The sequence below is a fragment of the Streptomyces sp. NPDC020362 genome, assembly GCF_040642095.1.
Classification (GTDB): domain Bacteria; phylum Actinomycetota; class Actinomycetes; order Streptomycetales; family Streptomycetaceae; genus Streptomyces.
Genome location: NZ_JBFAET010000031.1, coordinates 14,997 through 35,101, shown reverse-complemented (window position 1 = coordinate 35,101; position 20,105 = coordinate 14,997). Strand labels below are relative to the sequence as shown.

General features: G+C 70.3%; 19 protein-coding genes and 1 tRNA gene. 8 read left to right on the top strand and 12 right to left on the bottom strand.

Features of this window, described 5'->3' with window-relative positions:
- Window positions 1-12: 12 nt before the first annotated feature.
- The 3 genes from AB0H32_RS15040 to nth all read right to left on the bottom strand — a co-directional run bounded on the left by AB0H32_RS15040 (window position 13) and on the right by nth (window position 3,208).
- A complete protein-coding gene (locus tag AB0H32_RS15040; RefSeq protein ID WP_361119504.1) occupies window positions 13-1,212 on the bottom strand; it encodes a MarP family serine protease in 1,200 nt (399 codons plus the stop codon).
- Between the two features lie 141 nt (window positions 1,213-1,353).
- Window positions 1,354-2,049, bottom strand: coding sequence for a CoA pyrophosphatase (locus AB0H32_RS15035; protein ID WP_361119502.1), 696 nt, complete (start codon window positions 2,047-2,049; stop codon window positions 1,354-1,356).
- A 52-nt stretch (window positions 2,050-2,101) separates the two neighbouring features.
- Window positions 2,102-3,208 (bottom strand): endonuclease III, encoded by a 1,107-nt coding sequence (nth, locus tag AB0H32_RS15030; RefSeq protein WP_361119500.1) that lies wholly within the window; start codon window positions 3,206-3,208, stop codon window positions 2,102-2,104.
- A 330-nt stretch (window positions 3,209-3,538) separates the two neighbouring features.
- On the opposite strand from nth, the gene AB0H32_RS15025 reads away from it, so the two are divergent.
- Window positions 3,539-4,213 carry a Crp/Fnr family transcriptional regulator gene (locus AB0H32_RS15025; protein WP_018547939.1) on the top strand — a complete coding sequence of 225 codons (675 nt, stop codon included), beginning with the start codon at window positions 3,539-3,541 and terminating at the stop codon, window positions 4,211-4,213.
- A 264-nt stretch (window positions 4,214-4,477) separates the two neighbouring features.
- Window positions 4,478-5,299: a nucleotidyltransferase domain-containing protein gene (locus tag AB0H32_RS15020; RefSeq protein WP_361119498.1), complete on the top strand. Its 822-nt coding sequence runs from the start codon at window positions 4,478-4,480 to the stop codon at window positions 5,297-5,299.
- Window positions 5,300-5,379: 80 nt separating this feature from the next.
- Here the strand turns inward: AB0H32_RS15020 and AB0H32_RS15015 are convergent, their stop codons facing one another.
- The 4 genes from AB0H32_RS15015 to AB0H32_RS15000 form a co-directional block, all read right to left on the bottom strand.
- Window positions 5,380-6,210, bottom strand: coding sequence for an MBL fold metallo-hydrolase (locus tag AB0H32_RS15015; protein WP_361119496.1), 831 nt, complete (start codon window positions 6,208-6,210; stop codon window positions 5,380-5,382).
- Window positions 6,207-7,088 (bottom strand): NUDIX hydrolase, encoded by an 882-nt coding sequence (locus AB0H32_RS15010; RefSeq protein ID WP_361119494.1) that lies wholly within the window; start codon window positions 7,086-7,088, stop codon window positions 6,207-6,209. The genes AB0H32_RS15015 and AB0H32_RS15010 overlap by 4 nt, the downstream gene beginning before the upstream one ends.
- Window positions 7,089-7,168: 80 nt before the next feature.
- Window positions 7,169-7,633 carry a RidA family protein gene (locus AB0H32_RS15005; protein WP_361119492.1) on the bottom strand — a complete coding sequence of 155 codons (465 nt, stop codon included), beginning with the start codon at window positions 7,631-7,633 and terminating at the stop codon, window positions 7,169-7,171.
- On the bottom strand, window positions 7,630-7,788 hold the full coding sequence (locus AB0H32_RS15000) for a DUF4177 domain-containing protein (RefSeq protein ID WP_009189813.1): 159 nt from the start codon (window positions 7,786-7,788) through the stop codon (window positions 7,630-7,632). Before AB0H32_RS15000 ends, AB0H32_RS15005 begins: the two co-directional genes overlap by 4 nt.
- A 106-nt stretch (window positions 7,789-7,894) precedes the next feature.
- On the opposite strand from AB0H32_RS15000, the gene AB0H32_RS14995 reads away from it, so the two are divergent.
- Window positions 7,895-8,872, top strand: a complete 978-nt coding sequence (locus AB0H32_RS14995; RefSeq protein ID WP_361119490.1) for an ArsA-related P-loop ATPase — start codon at window positions 7,895-7,897, stop codon at window positions 8,870-8,872.
- Entirely contained in the window at window positions 8,869-10,287 is a 1,419-nt protein-coding gene (locus AB0H32_RS14990; protein ID WP_361119488.1) for an ArsA family ATPase, read from the top strand. Before AB0H32_RS14995 ends, AB0H32_RS14990 begins: the two co-directional genes overlap by 4 nt.
- A 313-nt stretch (window positions 10,288-10,600) precedes the next feature.
- Here AB0H32_RS14990 and wblA read toward each other — a convergent pair whose 3' ends face one another.
- Window positions 10,601-10,939: a transcriptional regulator WblA gene (wblA, locus tag AB0H32_RS14985; RefSeq protein WP_361119553.1), complete on the bottom strand. Its 339-nt coding sequence runs from the start codon at window positions 10,937-10,939 to the stop codon at window positions 10,601-10,603.
- A 564-nt stretch (window positions 10,940-11,503) separates the two neighbouring features.
- Between wblA and AB0H32_RS14980 the strand changes: the two genes are divergently transcribed.
- Window positions 11,504-13,831, top strand: coding sequence for a transglycosylase domain-containing protein (locus tag AB0H32_RS14980; RefSeq protein ID WP_361119486.1), 2,328 nt, complete (start codon window positions 11,504-11,506; stop codon window positions 13,829-13,831).
- Window positions 13,832-14,208: 377 nt separating this feature from the next.
- Here AB0H32_RS14980 and AB0H32_RS14975 read toward each other — a convergent pair whose 3' ends face one another.
- A complete protein-coding gene (locus AB0H32_RS14975) occupies window positions 14,209-14,676 on the bottom strand; it encodes a GatB/YqeY domain-containing protein (protein WP_361119484.1) in 468 nt (155 codons plus the stop codon).
- A gap of 92 nt (window positions 14,677-14,768) precedes the next feature.
- Between AB0H32_RS14975 and AB0H32_RS14970 the strand changes: the two genes are divergently transcribed.
- The 3 genes from AB0H32_RS14970 (at window position 14,769) to AB0H32_RS14960 (ending at window position 16,961) form a co-directional block, all read left to right on the top strand.
- Complete coding sequence (locus tag AB0H32_RS14970) at window positions 14,769-15,695, top strand: metallophosphoesterase (RefSeq protein WP_361119482.1); 927 nt, start codon at window positions 14,769-14,771, stop codon at window positions 15,693-15,695.
- A 367-nt stretch (window positions 15,696-16,062) separates the two neighbouring features.
- Window positions 16,063-16,821 carry a Pr6Pr family membrane protein gene (locus AB0H32_RS14965; protein WP_361119480.1) on the top strand — a complete coding sequence of 253 codons (759 nt, stop codon included), beginning with the start codon at window positions 16,063-16,065 and terminating at the stop codon, window positions 16,819-16,821.
- Window positions 16,822-16,887: 66 nt separating this feature from the next.
- Window positions 16,888-16,961, top strand: a tRNA-Pro gene (locus AB0H32_RS14960).
- Between the two features lie 82 nt (window positions 16,962-17,043).
- Here the strand turns inward: AB0H32_RS14960 and AB0H32_RS14955 are convergent.
- From AB0H32_RS14955 to AB0H32_RS14945, 3 genes are all read right to left on the bottom strand, one after another.
- A complete protein-coding gene (locus AB0H32_RS14955) occupies window positions 17,044-18,249 on the bottom strand; it encodes a site-specific integrase (protein ID WP_361119478.1) in 1,206 nt (401 codons plus the stop codon).
- A gap of 74 nt (window positions 18,250-18,323) precedes the next feature.
- Complete coding sequence (locus tag AB0H32_RS14950; protein ID WP_361119476.1) at window positions 18,324-18,536, bottom strand: helix-turn-helix domain-containing protein; 213 nt, start codon at window positions 18,534-18,536, stop codon at window positions 18,324-18,326.
- A gap of 230 nt (window positions 18,537-18,766) precedes the next feature.
- Complete coding sequence (locus AB0H32_RS14945; RefSeq protein ID WP_361119474.1) at window positions 18,767-19,876, bottom strand: DUF3631 domain-containing protein; 1,110 nt, start codon at window positions 19,874-19,876, stop codon at window positions 18,767-18,769.
- Window positions 19,877-20,105: the final 229 nt, after the last annotated feature.

Genomic DNA, 20,105 nt, shown 5'->3' with positions numbered 1-20,105 from the left:
CCTCGCCGAGGATCACAGGGCGCAGCTGTCCGTGCCCACCTGTTCGTTCGCCGTACGACCCCGGGCGATGTCCTGCTGGATCTCGTCCGCCGTGAGGGCGTAGCCGGTGTCGGCGTCGTCGAGGGACTTGGCGAAGACCACGCCGTACACCTTGCCCTGGGGCGTGAGCAGCGGGCCGCCGGAGTTGCCCTGACGGACGGTCGCGTACAAGGAGTAGACGTCGCGGCGGACCGTGCCGCGGTGGTAGATGTCCGGGCCGTTGGCCGAGATGCGCCCGCGCACGCGCGCGGCGCGGACGTCGTACGAGCCGTTCTCCGGGAAGCCCGCGACGATCGCGCCGTCACCGCCGGCCGCGTCCTGGGCGGAGAACCGGAGGGCGGTCGCCTTCAGGTCCGGCACGTCGAGGACTGCGATGTCGCGCTTCCAGTCGTAGACGACGACCTTGGCGGCGTACTTGCGGCCCTCCCCGCCGATCTGCACGGTGGGCGCGTCGACGCCCCCGACGACGTGCGCGTTGGTCATGACGCGGCGGTCGGCGAAGACGAACCCGGTGCCTTCCAGGACCTTGCCGCAGCTCTGGGCGGTGCCGGTGACCTTGACGATGGACCGCTGGGCGCGGGTGGTGACCCTGCTGTGCGCCAGCGCCGGGTCGGGCGGCCGGACGTCGGCGATCGGCTCGTTGGCGAAGGGGCTGAAGACCTGCGGGAAGCCGTTCTGCGCAAGGACGGTGGAGAAATCGGCGAACCAGGTGTTGGCCTGCGTGGGCAGCGCACGGGAGACGCCGAGGAGCACCTTGGAGCCGCGGACCTCCTTGCCGAGCGTCGGCAGGGTCGTACCGGCGAGGGCGGAGCCGATCAGCCAGGCGACCAGCAGCATCGCGACGACGTTGACCAGAGCGCCGCCGGTGGCGTCCAGGGCGCGGGCCGGGGACCAGGTGATGTGGCGGCGGAGCTTGTTGCCGAGGTGGGTGGTCAGGGCCTGGCCGATGGAGGCGCAGACGATGACGACGACCACGGCGACGACGGCGGCGGTGGTGCCGACCTGCGCGTTGTCGGTCACGGCGTCCCAGATGACGGGCAGTGCGTACACGGCCACGAGACCGCCGCCGAGGAACCCGATCACCGACAGGATGCCGACGACGAAGCCCTGCCGGTAGCCCACGACCGCGAACCACACGGCCGCCACCAGCAACAGGATGTCCAGCACGTTCACCGCTTCAGGCCTCGCCTATCCACTCCGGTCCCAGCACCCCGGCCGGGGATCCGGGAGCCCGCGCAACAGCCGCCCTGGTCCGGGCACCCGGAAGAACACAGCTCACAGCACCCGGAAAAACACAGCACGGACGACACCCTGTCATGACCGCCAGTCGAGCGGGACCTGCTTCTCCCTGTCCCAGGGGCGCTCCCAGCCCGCGTAGTGCAGCAGGCGGTCGATCACTCCGGCCGTGAAACCCCAGACCAGGGCCGATTCGACCAGAAATGCCGGGCCTCGGTGGCCGCTGGGGTGCACCGCCGTGACCCGGTTGACGGGGTCCGTGAGATCCGCCACGGGGACGGTGAAGACACGGGCCGTCTCGTTCGGATCGACGACGCCGACCGGGCTGGGCTCGCGCCACCAGCCGAGCACGGGCGTGACGACGAATCCGCTGACCGGGATGTAGAGAGCGGGCAGCACGCCGAAGAGCTGGACGCCGGCCGGGTCGAGCCCAGTCTCCTCCTCGGCCTCGCGCAGGGCGGCTCTGAGCGGCCCCTCGGTCTTCGGGTCTCCGTCCTCCGGGTCGAGGGCGCCGCCCGGGAAGGACGGCTGGCCCGCGTGCGAGCGCAGGGAACCGGCGCGCTCCATGAGCAGCAGCTCGGGGCCGCGCTCGCCCTTGCCGAACAGGATCAGCACGGCCGACTGGCGCCCCGAGCCGTTCTCCGGCGGCAGAAAGCGGCTGAGCTGGATCGGCTCGACCGTCTCCGCCGCCCGCGCCACGGGCTCCAGCCAGCCCGGCAGGCCCTCCTTGCGCAGCGCCACCGGGCCGTCGTGCGTGTCGCTCGTGTACGTCATCGCCACCCCCGTCCTGCCGTGTCCAACGCCCGAAGCCCCGGAGATCGTTCCGTCATCCGGCCCCCAGCGGCGGCGCCGGCTTGCCTCCCGCGTCGAGGTAGGCCTGCGGAGGCTTCAGGCGCTGGCCCGGGAAGCCGCCCTTCTCGTACTTCAGGAGCTTCTGCGCCTTCTCCGGGTCGGTCTCGCCCTCACCGTAGGCGGGGCACAGCGGGGCGATGGGGCAGGCACCGCAGGCGGGCTTGCGGGCGTGGCAGATGCGGCGGCCGTGCCAGACCACGTGGTGGGACAGGTCGGTCCAGTCGCTCTTCGGGAACAGCGCGCCGACGGCCGCCTCGATCTTGTCCGGGTCGGTCTCGGCGGTCCACTGCCAGCGCCGGACCAGCCGCTGGAAGTGCGTGTCCACCGTGATTCCGGGCCGCCCGAAGGCGTTGCCGAGCACGACGAAGGCGGTCTTGCGGCCGACGCCGGGCAGCTTGACGAGGTCCTCCAGCCTGCCGGGCACCTCACCGCCGAAGTCCTCGGCGAGGGCCTTGGAGAGCCCTATCGCCGACTTCGTCTTGGCCCGGAAGAAACCGCAGGGACGCAGGATCTCCTCGACCTCCTCCGGGTTGGCGGCGGCGAGGTCCTCGGGTGTGGGGTACTTGGCGAAGAGCGCCGGGGTCGTCTGGTTGACCCGCAGGTCGGTGGTCTGGGCCGAGAGCACCGTGGCGACCAGCAGCTGGAAGGGGTTCTCGAAGTCCAGCTCGGGGTGGGCGTACGGGTAGACCTCGGCGAGTTCGCGGTTGATACGGCGAGCGCGCCGGACCAGGGCGGTGCGGGTCTCGTGCGCCGGGGGCTTCGCAGCGGCCTTCCCGACAGGCACCGCCTTCTTGGCAGCGGCCTTCCCGACAGGCACCGCCTTCTTGGCAGCGGCCTTCCCGACAGGCACGGCTTTCTTGGCAGCGACCTTCCCAGCAGGCGCGGTCATCTCGGCAGCGGCCTTCTCGGCGGGCGCAGCTTTCTTCGCGGCGGCCTTCTCGGCGGGCGCCGTCCTCTTGGAGGCGGCCTTGGAAGCAGCCTTCTGGGCGGCGGTCTTCTTGGCAGCGGCCTTCTTGGCCGGAACGGCCTTCTCGGCGGACAGAGGCGTCCCGGGAGGCGTAACCTTCTTGACAGAAGCCACCTTTTTAACCGTTTTGCCTGTCTTCTTACTACCGTCGGGGCCTTGTTCGCCCACAGCGGAATTTTGACGTACAGACACCCGCCCAGCCCCCTTGGCCTGTGCTCTCACCGGCGATTTGGACACCCGGCCAGCCTAAAGCCCGGCACCGACATCCGCCCCGGACCCGGAAGATCAGCCCCCGATTGGACCCCTGCCGCTTACCTCGCGAGACCTGTGCGGCATCCTTGTGACAGATCACACTGTTTGGACCGTCCGGCAATATGGGGAGCACGGTCCCCTGGTACCAAGGGGGAGCAAGATCCCCTGAGCAGGTCGACAAGGAGAGAACTCGTGGACGACGTTCTGCGGCGCAACCCGCTCTTCGCGGCGCTCGATGACGAGCAGTCCGCGGAGCTGCGCGCCTCCATGAGTGAGGTGACCCTCGCACGTGGAGACTCCCTGTTCCACGAGGGCGACCCGGGCGACCGGCTCTACGTCGTCACCGAGGGCAAGGTCAAGCTCCACCGCACCTCCCCCGACGGCCGCGAGAACATGCTCGCCGTCGTCGGCCCCGGCGAGCTGATCGGTGAACTGTCGCTGTTCGACCCCGGCCCGCGCACGGCGACCGCGACCGCGCTGACCGAGGTCAAGCTGCTCGGTCTCGGCCACGGCGACCTCCAGCCCTGGCTGAATGCCCGCCCCGAGGTGGCCACCGCCCTGCTGCGCGCCGTCGCGCGCCGCCTGCGCAAGACCAACGACGCCATGTCCGACCTGGTCTTCTCCGACGTCCCCGGCCGTGTGGCCCGTGCCCTGCTGGACCTCTCCCGCCGCTTCGGCGTGCAGTCCGAGGAGGGCATCCACGTCGTCCACGACCTGACGCAGGAGGAGCTGGCCCAGCTGGTCGGCGCCTCGCGCGAGACCGTGAACAAGGCACTGGCCGACTTCGCCCAGCGCGGGTGGCTCCGCCTGGAGGCGCGGGCCGTGATCCTGCTGGACGTCGAAAGGCTCGCGAAGCGGTCGCGCTGAGGACTCGTCGCCGAGATCCCCGTGGGTTGCCGCCCCCGGACACGGCTTCCTCTGTGAGCGGTCACCGTGGGCTGCGGCCCCGGACCCCCGCCTCCCCTGTGAGCGGTCACCGCGGGCTGCGGCCCCCGACTCCCCTTCCTCTCCGAGCGGTCCTCGTCCTCGGACGCCGGACGGGCCGGTCTTCCGCCGGGCCGGCCCGAAATACCGGCGCAGGCCCGCCGTAAATCACCTGTCACGGCGGTGGGGACCGGGCACAGTGGCCCCATGGCCGAAACCGTTCCCCGCAGAGGTCTCGACGACCAGGGCTGCATCGAGCGCGAAGGCTCCCTCGCGCGCGTGCCGCACGTGTTCCGTCCGGTCGTGGCCGCCGCCCGCGACGGGCTGCTGGACCTCTTCGGCGCCCGGCTGCACAGCGCGTACCTCTACGGGTCGGTTCCGCGCGGCACCGCGCGCGTGGGGCGCAGCGACCTGGATCTGCTGGTCGCCCTGCGCGAGGAGCCGGCCGACGCCGACCGGGAGGCCGTGCGTACCCTCGGCGAGGCGCTCGACAAGGAGTTCCCGCAGATCGACGGCGTGGGCACGCTGCTGTACGGCCGGGCGCGGCTGCTGAGCGACCTGGAGACCTACGACCTCGGCTGGTTCGTCGCCTGCCTGTGCACCCCGCTGCTCGGGGACGACCTCGCCGAGTACCTGCCCCGCTACCGCCCCTCCTCCCTGCTCGCCCGCGAGACCAACGGCGACCTCGCGCTTCTCCTCCCCCGCTGGCGGGAGCGGATCGCCGCCGCCGGGGACACCGAGGAGGCCCTGCGCCCCCTGGTGCGCTTCATGTCCCGGCATCTCGTGCGCACCGGCTTCACCCTCGTGATGCCCCGCTGGAACGGCTGGACCAGCGACCTGCGGGAGATGGCCGAGGCGTTCGGCACGTACTACCCGCAGCGGGCCGCACAGCTGCGCGGGGCGGCGGAGTACGGAAGCGAGCCCGTCGGCGACCCGGACGTCCTGCGGTCGTACGTGGACGACCTCGGGCCCTGGCTCGCCGAGGAGTACGCGCGCGTGCACGGCGTCAAGGCGCCCCGCCCGGACTGAAGCCCCCCGCCCCGGCCGAAGCTCCCGTCCGGGCTGAAGGCTTCCCCTGCCGCCCTGGAGGCTCCCCGTCCGGACGGGCCCTAGATCAGCCCGTGCTCGCGCAGGTACTCCAGCTGGGCCCGCACCGACAGCTCGGCCGCCGGCCACAAGGAGCGGTCCACGTCGGCGTACACGTGGGCGACGACCTCGGCGGGCGTGCGGTGGCCGTCCTCGACGGCCGTCTCGACCTGGGCGAGGCGATGGGCCCGGTGGGCGAGGTAGAACTCGACGGCGCCCTGGGCGTCCTCCAGGACCGGCCCGTGGCCCGGCAGGACCGTGTGCACGCCGTCGTCGACCGTCAGCGACCTCAGGCGGCGCAGGGAGTCCAGATAGTCCCCCAGGCGGCCGTCGGGGTGCGCCACGACCGTCGTACCGCGCCCGAGGATCGTGTCGCCGGTCAGCACGGCCCGGTCGGCCGGGAGATGGAAGCACAGCGAGTCCGCGGTGTGCCCGGGGGTCGGTACGACCCTCAGCTCCAGGCCGCCGACGGTGACCACGTCCCCGGCGGCCAGTCCCTCGTCGCCGAGCCGCAGCGCCGGATCGAGGGCACGCACGCGCGTGCCGGTCAGCTCGGCGAAGCGGCCGGCGCCCTCGGCGTGGTCGGGGTGGCCGTGGGTGAGCAGCGTGAGGGCGACGCGCTTGCCGGCCCTCTCGGCCGTGTCCACCACGGTGCGCAGGTGGCCGCCGTCCAGGGGGCCCGGGTCGATCACCACGGCCAGGTCGGAGTCGGGCTCGGCGACGATCCAGGTGTTGGTGCCGTCCAGGGTCATCGCGGAGGCGTTGGGGGCCAGCACATTGACGGCCCGTTCGGTCGCGGGGCCCGAGAGCACCGCGCCGCGGGGCTGGCCGGGCAGGGCTGCTGCGTCGGTCATGCGGGGCCTCCACCGGTGCTCGGAGCGGTCGGGACGTGCTTGGTGAACTCGTCGTGCCCCGGCCAGGTCAGCACGATCTCGCCGTCCTCCAGGCGGGCGCGCGCCAGCACCGGGGTCATGTCCCGCCCGGGCGCGGCGGCGAGCGCCTCGGCTGCGGTGGCGTGCGGGAGGAGCTGGCGCAGGGTGGCGATGGTGGGCGGCATCATCAGCAGCTCGCCCTTGTCGTACCCGGCGGCGGCCTCAGCCGGGCGGATCCACACCGTGCGGTCGGCCTCCGTGGAGGCGTTGCGGGTGCGCTGGCCCTCGGGGAGGGCGGCCACGAAGAACCAGGTGTCGTACCGGCGGGACTCGAACTCGGGGGTGATCCAGCGGGTCCAGGCACCCAGCAGGTCGGAGCGCAGCACCAGACCGCGGCGGTCCAGGAACTCGGCGAAGGACAGCTCGCGCGCGACCAGGGCCGCGCGGTCCGCCTCCCAGTCGTCCCCGGTGGTGTCGCCGACGACCGAGTCGGGGTCGGGCCCGGCGAGCAGGACGCCCGCCTCCTCGTACGTCTCCCGCACGGCCGCGCAGACGATCGCCTGGGCGCCGGTCTCGTCGACGCCCAGCCTCTTCGCCCACCACGCGCGCGTGGGGCCCGCCCAGCGGACCCGACGGTCGTCGTCGCGCGGGTCGACACCGCCGCCGGGATACGCGTACGCGCCTCCGGCGAAGGCCATGGAGGCGCGTCTGCGCAGCATGTGGACGACGGGGCCGTCCGGGGTGTCCTTCAGGAGCAGCACCGTGGCCGCGCGTTTGGGGGTCACCGGTGTGAGGGTGCCGGCCGCGTGCGCGCGGATGCGGTCGGGCCACTCCTCGGGGTACCACTGCCCATTCGCCATGGCCGGAGGCTATCCCGTATAGGGCGAATGTTCGAGAGGTACCCGAGGTCAGAGGGGCTGCGGCAGGGGGGCGGGGCGGGTTACGGAACCAGCTCGACCTGGATCTCGACCTCCACCGGCGCGTCCAGCGGCAGCACCGCGACGCCCACCGCGCTGCGGGCGTGCACGCCCTTGTCGCCGAGCACCTCGCCGAGCAGCTCGCTGGCGCCGTTGACGACACCGGGCTGCCCGGTGAAGTCGGAGGCGGAGGCGACGAAGCCGACGACCTTCACGACGCGCGCGATGCGGTCCAGGTCGCCGGTCACGGACTTCACGGCGGCCAGTGCGTTCAGCGCGCAGGTGCGGGCCAGGTCCTTGGCCTCCTCCGCCGTGACCTCGGCGCCCACCTTGCCGGTGACCGGCAGCTTGCCCTCGACCATCGGCAGCTGGCCGGCGGTGTACACGTACACGCCGGACTGCACCGCGGGCTGGTACGCGGCCAGCGGCGGTACGACCTCCGGCAGGGTCAGGCCCAGTTCGGCCAGCTTGGCCTCTACCGCGCTCATGCCTGCTTCTCCCGCTTCAGGTAGGCCACGAGCTGTTCGGGGTTGGGCCCGGGCACGACCTGGACGAGCTCCCAGCCGTCCTCGCCCCAGGTGTCCAGAATCTGCTTCGTGGCATGGACGAGCAGCGGCACGGTTGCGTATTCCCACTTGGTCATGGGCCGACTGTAGCCGCTGTGACCCGGGGGACCCGCGGACGGCCGGGGGTGCCGTTGTCCACAGCCTCCCGCGTGGCTGTCGGCCGGACTGGTTAGGCTCGAAGGCGTGAGCAGGCTCCAGGTCGTCAGCGGCAAGGGCGGGACCGGAAAGACGACGGTCGCCGCCGCACTCGCGCTGACCCTCGCGACCGAGGGGAAGCGGACGCTTCTCGTGGAGGTCGAGGGTCGGCAGGGCATCGCCCAGCTCTTCGAGACGGAGGCGCTGCCCTACGAGGAGCGGAAGATCGCGGTCGCTCCCGGGGGCGGGGAGGTGTACGCCCTGGCCATCGACCCCGAACTGGCCCTTCTGGACTACCTCCAGATGTTCTACAAGCTCGGTGGCGCGGGCCGGGCCCTGAAGAAGCTCGGCGCGATCGACTTCGCCACCACCGTCGCGCCCGGGCTGAGAGACGTCCTGCTCACCGGCAAGGCGTGCGAGGCGGTGCGCCGCAAGGACAGGAGCGGGCGCTTCACGTACGACTACGTCGTCATGGACGCCCCGCCGACCGGCCGCATCACCCGCTTCCTGAACGTCAACGACGAGGTGGCGGGCCTTGCGAAGATCGGCCCGATACACAATCAGGCGCAGGCCGTGATGCGGGTGCTGAAGTCGCCGGAGACGGCGGTGCACCTGGTGACGCTGCTGGAGGAGATGCCGGTCCAGGAGACCGCCGACGGCATCGCCGAACTCCGGGCGGCGCGGCTGCCGGTGGGCAGGGTCATCGTGAACATGGTCCGGCCCGAGGTGCTGGACGCGGCCGATCTGGAACTCGTACGGACCGTGCCGCGTTCCACTCTTGCCCGGGCGCTGTCGGCCGCCGGGCTCGGCGGCGCACGGCGGGGCGGGAACGCCGAGCGGCTGGTGGACCCGCTGCTGGAGCAGGCCGCGGAGTACGCCGAGCGCTATGCGCTGGAGCAGGAGCAGCGCGCGGTCCTCGGCGAGCTGGGCCTGCCGATGCACGAACTGCCGCTGCTCGCCGAGGGCGTGGACCTGGCGGGCCTGTACGAACTCGCCACCGAGCTGGGGAAGCAGGGGTTGTCATGAGTCCGGACCCGTCCGAGGCGCAGGACGCCGCCCGCCCCCGCCTTTCCCCCGCGCGGGTGCTCGACATCGACCTCCTGCTGGACGACCGGAAGACCCGGATCGTGGTGTGCTGCGGCTCGGGCGGGGTCGGCAAGACGACGACCGCGGCGGCACTGGGCCTCAGAGCCGCCGAGCGGGGCCGCAAGGTGGTCGTCCTCACCATCGACCCTGCCCGGCGCCTCGCCCAGTCGATGGGCATCGACTCCCTGGACAACGTGCCGCGGCGGGTGAAGGGCACCGAGGATCGCGGAGAGGCAGCGCGCAGCGATTCGGCCGAGGGCGATGGCGAGCGACGGACGGGCGGCGAACTGCACGCCATGATGCTCGACATGAAGCGCACCTTCGACGAGGTCGTCGAGGCGCACGCGGACCCCGAGCGGGCGGCCGCGATCCTGGCCAACCCCTTCTACCAGTCGCTCTCGGCGGGCTTCGCGGGCACGCAGGAGTACATGGCGATGGAGAAGCTGGGCCAGCTGCGGGCGAAGGACGAGTGGGACCTGATCGTGGTCGACACCCCGCCCTCCCGCTCGGCGCTGGACTTCCTGGACGCGCCCAAGCGGCTCGGTTCCTTCCTGGACGGCCGCCTGATCCGCCTGCTGACCGCCCCCGCCAAACTCGGCGGACGCGCGGGGATGGCCTTCCTCAATGTCGGCATGTCGATGATGACCGGCACGCTGGGCAAGCTGCTGGGCGGCCAGCTGCTGAAGGACGTCCAGACGTTCGTGGCCGCGATGGACACCACCTTCGGCGGTTTCCGTACGCGCGCGGACGCCACGTACAAACTGCTGCAGGCGCCGGGTACGGCGTTCCTGGTGGTGGCGGCCCCGGAGCGGGACGCGCTGCGCGAGGCCGCGTACTTCGTGGAGCGGCTGGCCGCCGAGGACATGCCGCTGGTGGGTCTGGTCCTCAACCGGGTCCATGGCAGCGGCGCCGGCCGGCTGTCGGCCGAGCGGGCGCTCGCCGCCGCGGAAAATCTTGAGGAACCCCGCATTGTGGATCAGGGCGGCGGGAAAGCTGGACTTCGTAACTCTCCCGACACGTACGGCAGTTCAGAACCTCCCGCTTCGGCGACACCGGCTCCGGACGACGGCTCCCCCGCCGCCACGGACGAAGGCTCCCCCGCCATCACGGCCGACAGCTCTCCCGCCGCGGACCCGGAGCGATCCGTCGACCAGCTCACCGCAGGCCTGCTGAGGCTGCACGCCGATCGCATGCAGCTGCTCTCACGCGAGCAGCGCACGCGTGACCGCTTCGCCGCCCGCCACCCCGAAGTGGCGGTCGTCGAGGTACCCGCGCTCCCCGGAGACGTCCACGACCTCACGGGCCTGCGTACCATCGGCGACCGACTGGCGGCGGGGCACGCGGAGCTGCCCTAGCGACAGACGTAACAGACGTATACGAGGGCTGCCGTAGCGACAGACGCATACGGGGCTACCACCGGCAGGCTCACGAGGCTGTCGTGGCGGCAGGCGTACAGCGCCGTCGCAGCGACGGCCGTGACAAGAGGCCGTCGCAGGCCGCACACGGGCCTCACACCGGGCCGGACCACCCTCGCCCGCCCGATACGCGCCGCCGCTTCCCCCGGCGCAGGTCCTGCAGGTGTTGTCCCAGGACGCAGGTCCGACCGTTGCTTCCCGTGGCTTTCGCCCGGTCGGAGCGGTCCTGGGTGCCCGCCGCGAGCCGATGCCCTCAGCTCACCGCCGCGTAGTTCTCGTACACCTCGTCGCTGTCGAGGGGCAGGATGCCGACGCCCCGCTCATACTCCGAGCGGGCGGTCTCCAACAGCCTCCGCCACGAGGTCACGGTGGGCCGCCGGCGCAGCAGTGCGCGGCGCTCCCGCTCCGTCATGCCTCCCCACACGCCGAATTCGACGCGGTTGTCCAGCGCATCGGCCAGGCATTCGGTGCGTACCGGACATCCGGTGCACACTGCCTTGGCCCTGTTCTGCGCTGCTCCTTGAACGAACAGTTCATCCGGATCGGTAGTGCGGCAGGCAGCCTGCGCACTCCAGTCGGTTACCCAGCCCATACCGGCGCCGTCCTCTCCCGAATCGAGGCTCCCCCACGGCGGCAGCGGCATATTCACCGCCGCCAGTTGAGGACGTTACGGAAGGCGGGGACAGCGCAACACCCCCTTCGGGCCCAATCTTGAATGGCCCGAACGGACTATGGGTAAGCGGCAGATCACCCGCGGGAGTGAGCTGACGACATGCGTGATCATCCCGGCAAACCGGGACAGCTATGGTGCGCCACATCGGGCACCGGGTAACACACGAGGCGGATTCGGACACGCCCCCACCAGAAAGTCGGGGTACTTCCAGAACGATTCGGGGTCGCCGGACGTATTGATACGTGGCCGCACTGCCGTGACAGTTGAGAGCAGCTTAGGCCAAGGCCTGCGCGCGTGTCCGGCGAATGAGAAGGTAGGCACCGTGCTTTGCCGCGCCGTGGCGCGGCAGCACTCCTCCGGCGTGCCCTGAAACGCCCCGGGCCGGACATCTCCGGCATCTCGGACATCACGATCCGGCACCCGAACATCCCGAGAAGCGGTCGCTCCATCGGAACGCTCAGGAGTACGGATTAGGCTGCCCCCATGCCAAAGAAGCGCTCGGGCAGTGGTCTGTCGGCAACACAGCAGGCCGCCAAGTTCCTCGGTGTCAGTGTGCTCGCGGGAGCCGTGATGGCGGGCATCGCGCTGCCCGCGGCCGGCGCGCTGGGCCTCGCGGCCAAGGGCTCGGTCAAGGGCTTCGACGAGATCCCGGCCAACCTCAAGAGCCCCCAGCTCAGCCAGCGCACCACCATCCTGGACAGCAAGGGCAACCAGATCGCGGCCGTCTACTCCCGCGACCGTACGGTGGTGGACCTCAAGGACATTTCGCCGTACATGCAGAAGTCGATCGTCGCGATCGAGGACTCGCGCTTCTACAAGCACGGCGCGATCGACCTCAAGGGCGTGCTGCGCGCCCTGAACAAGAACGCGCAGAGCGGCGGGGTCTCCCAGGGCGCCTCCACGCTCACCCAGCAGCTGGTGAAGAACTACTTCATCGAGGAGGCCGGCGACGACCCGACGAAGGTCGCCGAGGCCACCCAGCAGACCCTGGGCCGCAAGGTCCGCGAGCTGAAGTACGCGATCCAGATCGAGGAGAAGCTCGGCAAGAAGAAGATCCTCGAGAACTACCTGAACATCACCTTCTTCGGCGAGCAGGCCTACGGTGTCGAGGCCGCCGCCCAGCGCTACTTCTCCAAGCACGCCAAGGACCTGAACCTGCAGGAATCCGCGCTGCTGGCCGGCATCGTCCAGTCCCCGAGCCGCTACGACCCGGTCAACGACGAGGCAGAGGCCACCAAGCGCCGCAACACCGTCCTGCAGCGCATGGCCGAGGTCGGGGACGTCTCCCAGGCCGAGGCCGACAGGGCCAAGGGGAAGCCGCTCGGGCTGCACCCCAGTCAGCCCAAGAACGGCTGCATCACCGCGGTCGACGGCGCCGGCTTCTTCTGCGACTACGTGCGCGAGATCTTCCTGACCGACAAGGTCTTCGGCAAGACCCGGGAGGACCGGGCGAAGCTGTGGAACCGAGGCGGTCTGACGATCCGCACGACGCTCGACCCGCAGTCGCAGAAATCGGTCCAGGCGTCCATCAAGGACCACGTCTACAAGAGCGACGCCGTGGCCACCGCCGCGACCATCGTCGAGCCCGGCACCGGCAAGATCCTCGCCATGGGCCAGTCCCGTCCGTACGGCTTCGGCAGGAACGAGACGCAGATCAACCTGTCGGTGAACCAGAACAGGGGCGGCGGCGCCGGCTACCAGCCCGGTTCGACGTTCAAGCCGATCGTGGCGGCAGCCGCCATCGAGGGCGGCAAGCCGCCGACGCAGGAGTACTCGTCGCCGTACTCGATGCCCTACCCGAGCCCGGTGGCCGCGTGCGACGGCAAGACCTGGCACAACGACCCGGCCAAGCCGGCCAAGCTGACCAACGAGAACACCTCGGAGCACGGCCCGTACGGCATGAAGGAGGCGACCGCCAAGTCGGTCAACACCTACTACGTGCAGCTGATCAGCGACATCGGCATCTGTCCCGTCACCGACATGGCACAGAAGATGGGAGTGGAGCGCGCCGACGGCCGCAAGATCGACCAGGCCCCCTCCATCGCGCTCGGCACCCAGGAGATGTCCCCGCTGACGATGGCGAACGCCTACGCCACCTTCGCCTCGCGCGGTATGTACTGCACCCCGGTCGCCATCGAGTCGATCACCCAGACGGTCGGCAGCGAGACGAAGTCCCTCGAGGTGCCGAAGTCGACCTGCTCGCGCGCGATGTCGGAGAAGACCGCCGACACCGTGAGCACACTCCTGAAGGGCGTGGTCGAGGACGGCACGGGTCAGGAGGCCGGTCTCGGCGCCCGCCCGAGCGCGGGCAAGACCGGTACGACGGACAAGCGGTACGCGGCCTGGTTCGTCGGATACACCCCGAACATGGCGGGCGCGGTCTGGGTCGGCGACCCGCAGCACAAGCGGCAGATGGTCAACATCACCATCGGCGGCGTCCCGCACGACAAGGTCTACGGCGGTCAGGTCCCCGGACCGATCTGGCGCGACATGATGACCGGCGCCCTGGAGGGCAAGCCCGCACCGGACTTCCAACTGGTCGACATCCCCGACGACAACAAGGGGGGCGACCGGGGAAAAGGCCGAGGGGGGAACAACGACGGGAACAACGGGGACCACACGGGCGGGGTCATCGGGGGACTGATCGGCGGTCTCACTGACGGCGGCACGAACGGGGACCCCGGAGGCACCACCGGGGTCACCACCGGCGGCACCATCCCGACGCCGACGTTCTCCCTCCCGGGAAACTTCATCCAGGGGCAGACGAACGGCGGGACCAATGGGAACGGGTTCGGGGGACGAAAGGGTTAGGAGCGACCACGGCGGGCCGCCGACCTCCGTCCCCACGGCCCGCCCCCGCGACACCGGGGCGAGCCGGCAGCACGGCTGATGCGAACCGCTGGTCCGAGCCGCTGGTCCGACTGGTCCGAGCCGGTGATCCGGGGCGGCGAGCCCGCGAGTCGGCCGAAGCGAGCCCGTGGACCGGGGCAGCGAGCCCATGAGTCGGCCGAAGCGAGCCCGTGGACCGGCTCTCGCGGAGCCGTGGACCGGCTCTCGCGGACCCGCCGGGGGAAGCCGGCACATCGATCCCGCGGATCCTCCGGTGAAACTGGATCAGCTCAGCCGCGCCGCCCGCCCCGCGGCTGAACCGACTTCCCGGCTCTCATGAGCCTTCTTGCTCTTCCGGATCAACCAGCCAGGAACTTCTTCACCGCGGCGGCGACGCGGCCGCCCTCGGCCTGGCCCGCCACCTTCGGGTTCACGATCTTCATCACGGCACCCATGGCCCGCGGCCCCTCGGCACCGGCCGCCTTCGCCTCGGTGACGGCCTGCGCGACGATCGCGTTCAGCTCGTCATCGGACAGCTGCTTGGGCAGGTACGCGGCAAGGAGCTCGCCCTCCGCCTTCTCCCGCTCGGCCGACTCGGCACGACCACCCTGGGCGAAGGCGTCCGCGGCCTCGCGGCGCTTCTTCGCCTCCTTGGTGATCACCTTGAGCACCTCGTCGTCGGAGAGCTCTCGCTTCTCCTTGCCCGCGACCTCCTCCTTGGTGATCGCGGCGAGCGTCAGCCGGAGCGTCGAGGAGCGGAGCTCGTCGCGCTCCTTGATCGCGGCGTTGAGGTCGTCCTGCAGCTTCGACTTGAGCGTGGTGGTCATGCGGTCGATTGTCGCAGGTACGCCGGCGCGGGCGCGCCCTGATTTACCGGGCGGCCGGTCTCGGGGCCGACAGGGTCTGACACGATGGTCGTATGCGCGCGCGATACGGAGTACCCCTGGGAATCATGGCGGCAGGTGCCGCCGGACTGGCGTACGCGGCGGGCTTCGAGGCCCGCTTCTTCCGCCTGCGACGGGTGACCGTCCCGGTCCTCCCGTCGGGCATGCGCCCGCTGCGCGTCCTGCAGGTCTCCGACATCCACATGGTCGGCGGCCAGCACAAGAAGCAACGGTGGCTGCAGTCGCTGGCGGGCCTGCGCCCCGACTTCGTGATCAACACCGGTGACAACCTCTCGGACCCCGCGGGTGTCCCCGAGGTCCTGGACGCCCTCGGTCCGCTGATGGAGTTCCCGGGCGCCTACGTCTTCGGCTCCAACGACTACTACGGCCCCAAACTCCGCAACCCCGCCCGTTACCTGCTGGAGAAGACCAGCGGGCGCCACGGCCTGAACGGCAATCCGCCCGCCGTGGGAGTGATCCACAACCCCTGGGAGGACCTCAGGGACGGTTTCGACGCTGCGGGCTGGCAGAACCTGACGAACACGCGGGGCGTCCTGAAGATCGAGGGCATGTCGATCGAGCTGACCGGCCTGGACGACCCCCACATCAAGCGCGACCGCTACGCCCGGGTGGCCGGCGGCCCCTCCGGCACGTACGACTTCTCGATGGGCGTGGTCCACGCCCCGTACCTGCGCGTCCTCGACTCCTTCACGGCGGACGACTACCCCCTGGTCCTGGCCGGCCACACCCACGGCGGCCAGTTGTGCATCCCCTTCTACGGCGCCCTGGTCACCAACTGCGACCTGGACGCGGACCGCGTCAAGGGCCTGTCCACCCACACGGCAGAGGGGCGTACGTCCTACCTCCACGTCTCCGCAGGCTGCGGCACCAACCGCTACACCCCCGTCCGCTTCGCCTGCCCACCGGAGGCGACGCTGCTGACGCTGGTGGGGCGGGAGTAGACCGGCGAGGCCCCGGAGCGGGGAGACCGGCGACCGAGGGGGCGGGGAGACCGGTCGCCGATAGAGCAGGGCGACGAGACCGGTCACCAAGGGGCTCGGAGACCGGAAACCGAAGGCCCGGACACCGAAGCTCCTGACGCCGGAGGTCCGGTAGCCGAAGGCCCGGAAACCCAAGCTCCTGACGGCGGAGGTCCGGGAAGCCGAGGATACGAGAGCCTACGGTCCGGGGGCCGAAGGTCCGGGAGCGGTCCGGGGGCCGAAAATGCGGGAGCCTACGGTCCTGCCTCCGCTCGCGGGTTCGAACCGCCACCACCCGCCCGGAGTACTCCACATGGCCCCCTTCACCCCTTTTGCCTAGCTTGAGGGCATGACCGCCCCGATACCCAGGGACATCCCGGACCTGCCGGCGATCCCGAGCCCGCCCCTCGTGCTGCCCTCTCCCGTGCCGGCCACGGCCGTGGTGGCCCCGGTCCGCCGCCCTGCGGCGGCGCTGTTCCGCCTCCTGACCGCCCTCGCGGCGATCGCAGGAGTCGCCCTGGAACTCCTACTGGGCACCCCCGCCCGCACCCTGAGCTACTTCAGCATCCAGACCAGCATCCTGCTGGCCGTGGTCATGCTCCTGTCGGCGTCCAGAGCCTGGCGAGCCCGCCGCCCACTGCCCTCGGCCGTGACAGGGGCCACACTCCTCTACGTCGTGAGCAGCGCGCTGGTCTACCACCTGCTCCTGGCCCACACGACGCCCCCGTTCCTGATGACGGACGCGACCGCACCCCCCGCGCGCTGGCACGCCCAGTGGGTGGCCCTGCAGATCCTCCACACACTGGTCCCGGCGGCGACCGTCGCAGACTGGCTCCTGCTCACCCCCGCCGCCCGCCTGCACCTGCGCCAGGCCACGACCTGGCTCCTCTACCCCCTGGCCTATCTGGCCTTCTACCTCACCCGAGCCGCTTTCCTCGCCCCGTCCTCCCCCGCCCACTACCTGTACCCCTTCCTCGACGTCGACGCCCACGGCTACCGCAGCACCCTGGCGAACGCCCTCCTCGTGGGCCTCGCGATGTACGGTCTGGCGGTCCTCCTGATCGCCCTGGACCACACCCGCCCGACCCCGGTCCGCCGCCGCGTCTAAACCGGATTTCGTCTCCAGCCACCAGTGGGCTAAAGTAAACGTCGTCGCCGCGACAAGCAGCGACATCGGGGTGTAGCGCAGCTTGGCAGCGCGCTTCGTTCGGGACGAAGAGGTCGTGGGTTCAAATCCCGCCACCCCGACGCTGGTCAGAGGCCGCATACGAAATTTCGTATGCGGCCTCTGACGTACGCGGGGGCCAAACAGGGGGCCAAACAAAGTTGATCAGGCCACCGCGTCTCCCTCTTCCGAGTCCTCCGTCTCCTCCCCTTCCTGATCTTCGGCGAAGATGTCGTCCATCGCTTCGGCCCCCTCCGTGATCACGGGCCGGAGCTGCTTCCGGTAGACCGCTTCTGTGGTGGCTTGGCTGCTGTGGCCGACCAGGAGCGCGATCCGCTCCAGCGGGATGCCGTGATCGGAGAGCAGCGACACGAAACTGTGCCGAAGCTCCCGAGGCGTCCACTCCGGCTCCAGCCCGGCCTTTTTCACGATGGCCTTGAAGTCGCGCCGGACGTTGGCCGCATCGAGCGGCTCGCCGCTCCGGGTCGTGAAGACCCGGCCGGTCGGGCTCCACTCCATCCCTCGCGATGCCCGCTCCTGCTTCTGCCATCGCAGGTGCTCTTCGAGGACGTCGACCACCTGCTTCGGCAGAGCAATGGTCCGGCGGCTCTTCCTGGTCTTGGTCTCACCGTGCTTGCGCACCGAACGCCACACCGCGACGTGAGGCGGGATGCTGTCTTCCGGCTCCAGGAAGACGTGATCCCAGGTGAGAGGCCGCGCCTCTTCCGTGCGGACACCGCTCAGGAGCGAGACCACGAGGTAGGCGTACAGACGGGACGGGCGCGCGGCGGTGAGCACGGCTTTCGCCTGCTCAAGGTTCAGCGCCTTGCTCGGTCGACCAGGGCGCCCCTCCGGTGCGGTGACGAGTAGGGCGACGTTCCGCGCGGCCTTGTCCCTACGCTGAGCGTGCGCGATGGAGCGGCGCAGGATGGCAAGCAGGTCACGCAGGCTTCGCGTCGCGAGGAATGCGGCCCTGTCGTCCAACCAGTCGTCGACATTGTCCGCGCTGAGTTCCTTCAGCTTGGCCTTGCCGATGAACGGGATCAGATGCTTGGCCGCCATCGAGCGGTTCTTGCCGATGGTGCCCTTCTCATCGCGCCCCTTCAGCCCGCGTTCCAACCAGTCGTTCACCGCGTCGGCCACGGTGTAGTTGACCGGCGCCTTGACGCCAGTCTGCATCTCCTTCTTCAAGTCCCGGATCTTCTGACGGACTTCGGTCTTCGTCTTGCCGTACACCTTCGGTCGACGGCGCTTGCCGTTCGGGGCGTATCCCAGGGAGACGGCTCCGACATAGCTCTTCTTGGCGGTGTCCCAATAGATCGTGTCCGCACCGTGGCCGGCCCTTTGGGCTCGCTTCGGGATCTCGCTCATTTTCTGTTGTGCCTCCATAGGACAGGGCCGCGCCGTGAAGGGCGCGGCCCTGTGGAACTGGGGTGATGGGACGTTCAGGCAGTGGCCTCGGCCTCACGCTTGAGGAGTTCGACGTACTGCGCGACGTACTCGGGCGGCACGAGTCGGCGCCGACCGATGCGGACGGTCTGGAGTCGTCCGAGACGGATCTCTTCGTAGACCAACGAGCGGCCGATACCCAGAGCCGCCGCGGCTTCTTCCGGCCGGTACAGGAGCCGCTCGGCGGGAGCGGCGAGCGTGACGCTCATTTCTGAGTGCCTCCTAGGGCGGGGGTGTCTTGGGGCCTTCTCAGAGGTCCGCTACATCCGCTACGCCGCTACATCGCAGGTCAACGAGGGTGTTTGTGTAGCGGACGCACGAGATGTAGCGGCTACGGCGCCACGCGGGGGTGTGGCCGTAGCCGCTACGGCAGGTGGTTGCCGCTACAGGTTTTACGCCCCTGACCTGGGGTGTAGCGGATGTAGCGGCAGTAGCGGACCTACGGGGTGGGCGGCGGGCAGTAGCGGGCCCACGCGTCTTCCAGGTCCTCGCTGTAATAGCCCTTGAGGACCCCTCCGGCCGTACGGATGTTCCGAGAGGCGACAGGAGTTCCGTCCGCGGTGACGTACTGGCTGAGCATCTTGGACAGGCGCCGGTTGTCGAGCGCCTTGCCGTCGAGGTCGGCCCACGGGGCGTCATCGAGCGCATTGAGCCGGTCAAGAACGGCGATGGTGGGAAGCCGGTCGACGCCCACCATCACTTGGTCACGCAGGTCGGTCAGCAGCCGGATACCGATGCTGCCCTTGTCGTTGACCTGCGAGGCCTTGACCAGCTCGGTGCAGGCTTCACGAGCACGCCTAGGCCAATCGCCCCCGACCGCGTCCGCGACGGCAAGCAGCGGCTCCCACACGTCCGCCGGGCGGTCAGTGACGCCCTCGGGCATCTCCGGCCACGCCCCCATGACAAACCCGCGGGACGCTTCGGCCCACTTGGCGAGGCGGTCGCGCAGGGCGAACCCTTCCTTCTCGTGGATGCGCGAGCGATACGGCTCAGCCTTCTCATTCCGGGCCCGCCGGCGCATACGGATGATGACCGAACGGGTCAGGATCGTGTCTGGCAGCGAGCCGAGACCGGCGACCGCTACGGCGGTGTAAGACGGGAAGGCCTGCACGGTCTGGTTTGCTCCGTCCCCGACGCACCGGTACATGACCTTGCCGCGGCGGTGCCCGGCGTTGATGAACCCGCGCAGCTGCTCGTTCTCTCCGGCCTTGGGGCCAAAGACAGTGTCGATCTCGTCGAACAGGATCGTGGGCCGCTTGCCGTCGACCCCGGATACCGCCCGGAAGAGGGCGGCGGCGGATGCGTCGACTGCAGCCATCGGGTGCGGTACGAGGGTTTCCACGATCTCCAGTGCCCGGGACTTCCCCGACCCTGGCTCCGGGGACAGGAACGCGAGGCGCGGAGTGGACTCGAAGCAGTCGAGCAGGTGGGCGTGCGCATCCCACAACGTCACAGCGACGTAGGCGGCTTCGGTGGGGAAGACGTTGAAGCGCCGGTGAAAGGCTTCCACCTCGTCGAGCAGCGCGGCCCCGTCAACGGTGGGGGTCATGCGGCGGCCCTTCCTTCCTGGGGGTTGCGGAGCGGGCAGGTGTCACGGTGGGCGGTGTGCGCTTCGATCAGCGCAGTCACGCGGGCATGACCGATGGCGCTTCGATCCCATCCGCACAGGCACTTGGACGTGACCGTAGGGACGGCGCCGCGTGGTGCGCTGTTGTGCAGCCACGCCACCGGGTAGCGGCCGTCCCCGGCCTGCGGGTCGGAGCGAAGAACAGTTCGGA

What these genes read in the sequence shown, in the direction of transcription:
- AB0H32_RS14975 (WP_361119484.1), bottom strand. Translation starts at nt 14,676, where the DNA reads ATGACCACCACGCTCAAGTCGAAGCTGCAGGACGACCTCAACGCCGCG.
- AB0H32_RS15035 (WP_361119502.1), bottom strand. Translation starts at nt 2,049, where the DNA reads ATGACGTACACGAGCGACACGCACGACGGCCCGGTGGCGCTGCGCAAG.
- AB0H32_RS14970 (WP_361119482.1), top strand. Translation starts at nt 14,769, where the DNA reads ATGCGCGCGCGATACGGAGTACCCCTGGGAATCATGGCGGCAGGTGCC.
- AB0H32_RS14945 (WP_361119474.1), bottom strand. Translation starts at nt 19,876, where the DNA reads ATGACCCCCACCGTTGACGGGGCCGCGCTGCTCGACGAGGTGGAAGCC.
- AB0H32_RS14980 (WP_361119486.1), top strand. Translation starts at nt 11,504, where the DNA reads ATGCCAAAGAAGCGCTCGGGCAGTGGTCTGTCGGCAACACAGCAGGCC.
- AB0H32_RS15010 (WP_361119494.1), bottom strand. Translation starts at nt 7,088, where the DNA reads ATGGCGAATGGGCAGTGGTACCCCGAGGAGTGGCCCGACCGCATCCGC.
- AB0H32_RS15005 (WP_361119492.1), bottom strand. Translation starts at nt 7,633, where the DNA reads ATGAGCGCGGTAGAGGCCAAGCTGGCCGAACTGGGCCTGACCCTGCCG.
- AB0H32_RS15000 (WP_009189813.1), bottom strand. Translation starts at nt 7,788, where the DNA reads ATGACCAAGTGGGAATACGCAACCGTGCCGCTGCTCGTCCATGCCACG.
- wblA (WP_361119553.1), bottom strand. Translation starts at nt 10,939, where the DNA reads ATGGGCTGGGTAACCGACTGGAGTGCGCAGGCTGCCTGCCGCACTACC.
- AB0H32_RS14955 (WP_361119478.1), bottom strand. Translation starts at nt 18,249, where the DNA reads ATGAGCGAGATCCCGAAGCGAGCCCAAAGGGCCGGCCACGGTGCGGAC.
- AB0H32_RS14965 (WP_361119480.1), top strand. Translation starts at nt 16,063, where the DNA reads ATGACCGCCCCGATACCCAGGGACATCCCGGACCTGCCGGCGATCCCG.
- AB0H32_RS15015 (WP_361119496.1), bottom strand. Translation starts at nt 6,210, where the DNA reads ATGACCGACGCAGCAGCCCTGCCCGGCCAGCCCCGCGGCGCGGTGCTC.
- AB0H32_RS15020 (WP_361119498.1), top strand. Translation starts at nt 4,478, where the DNA reads ATGGCCGAAACCGTTCCCCGCAGAGGTCTCGACGACCAGGGCTGCATC.
- AB0H32_RS14950 (WP_361119476.1), bottom strand. Translation starts at nt 18,536, where the DNA reads ATGAGCGTCACGCTCGCCGCTCCCGCCGAGCGGCTCCTGTACCGGCCG.
- AB0H32_RS14990 (WP_361119488.1), top strand. Translation starts at nt 8,869, where the DNA reads ATGAGTCCGGACCCGTCCGAGGCGCAGGACGCCGCCCGCCCCCGCCTT.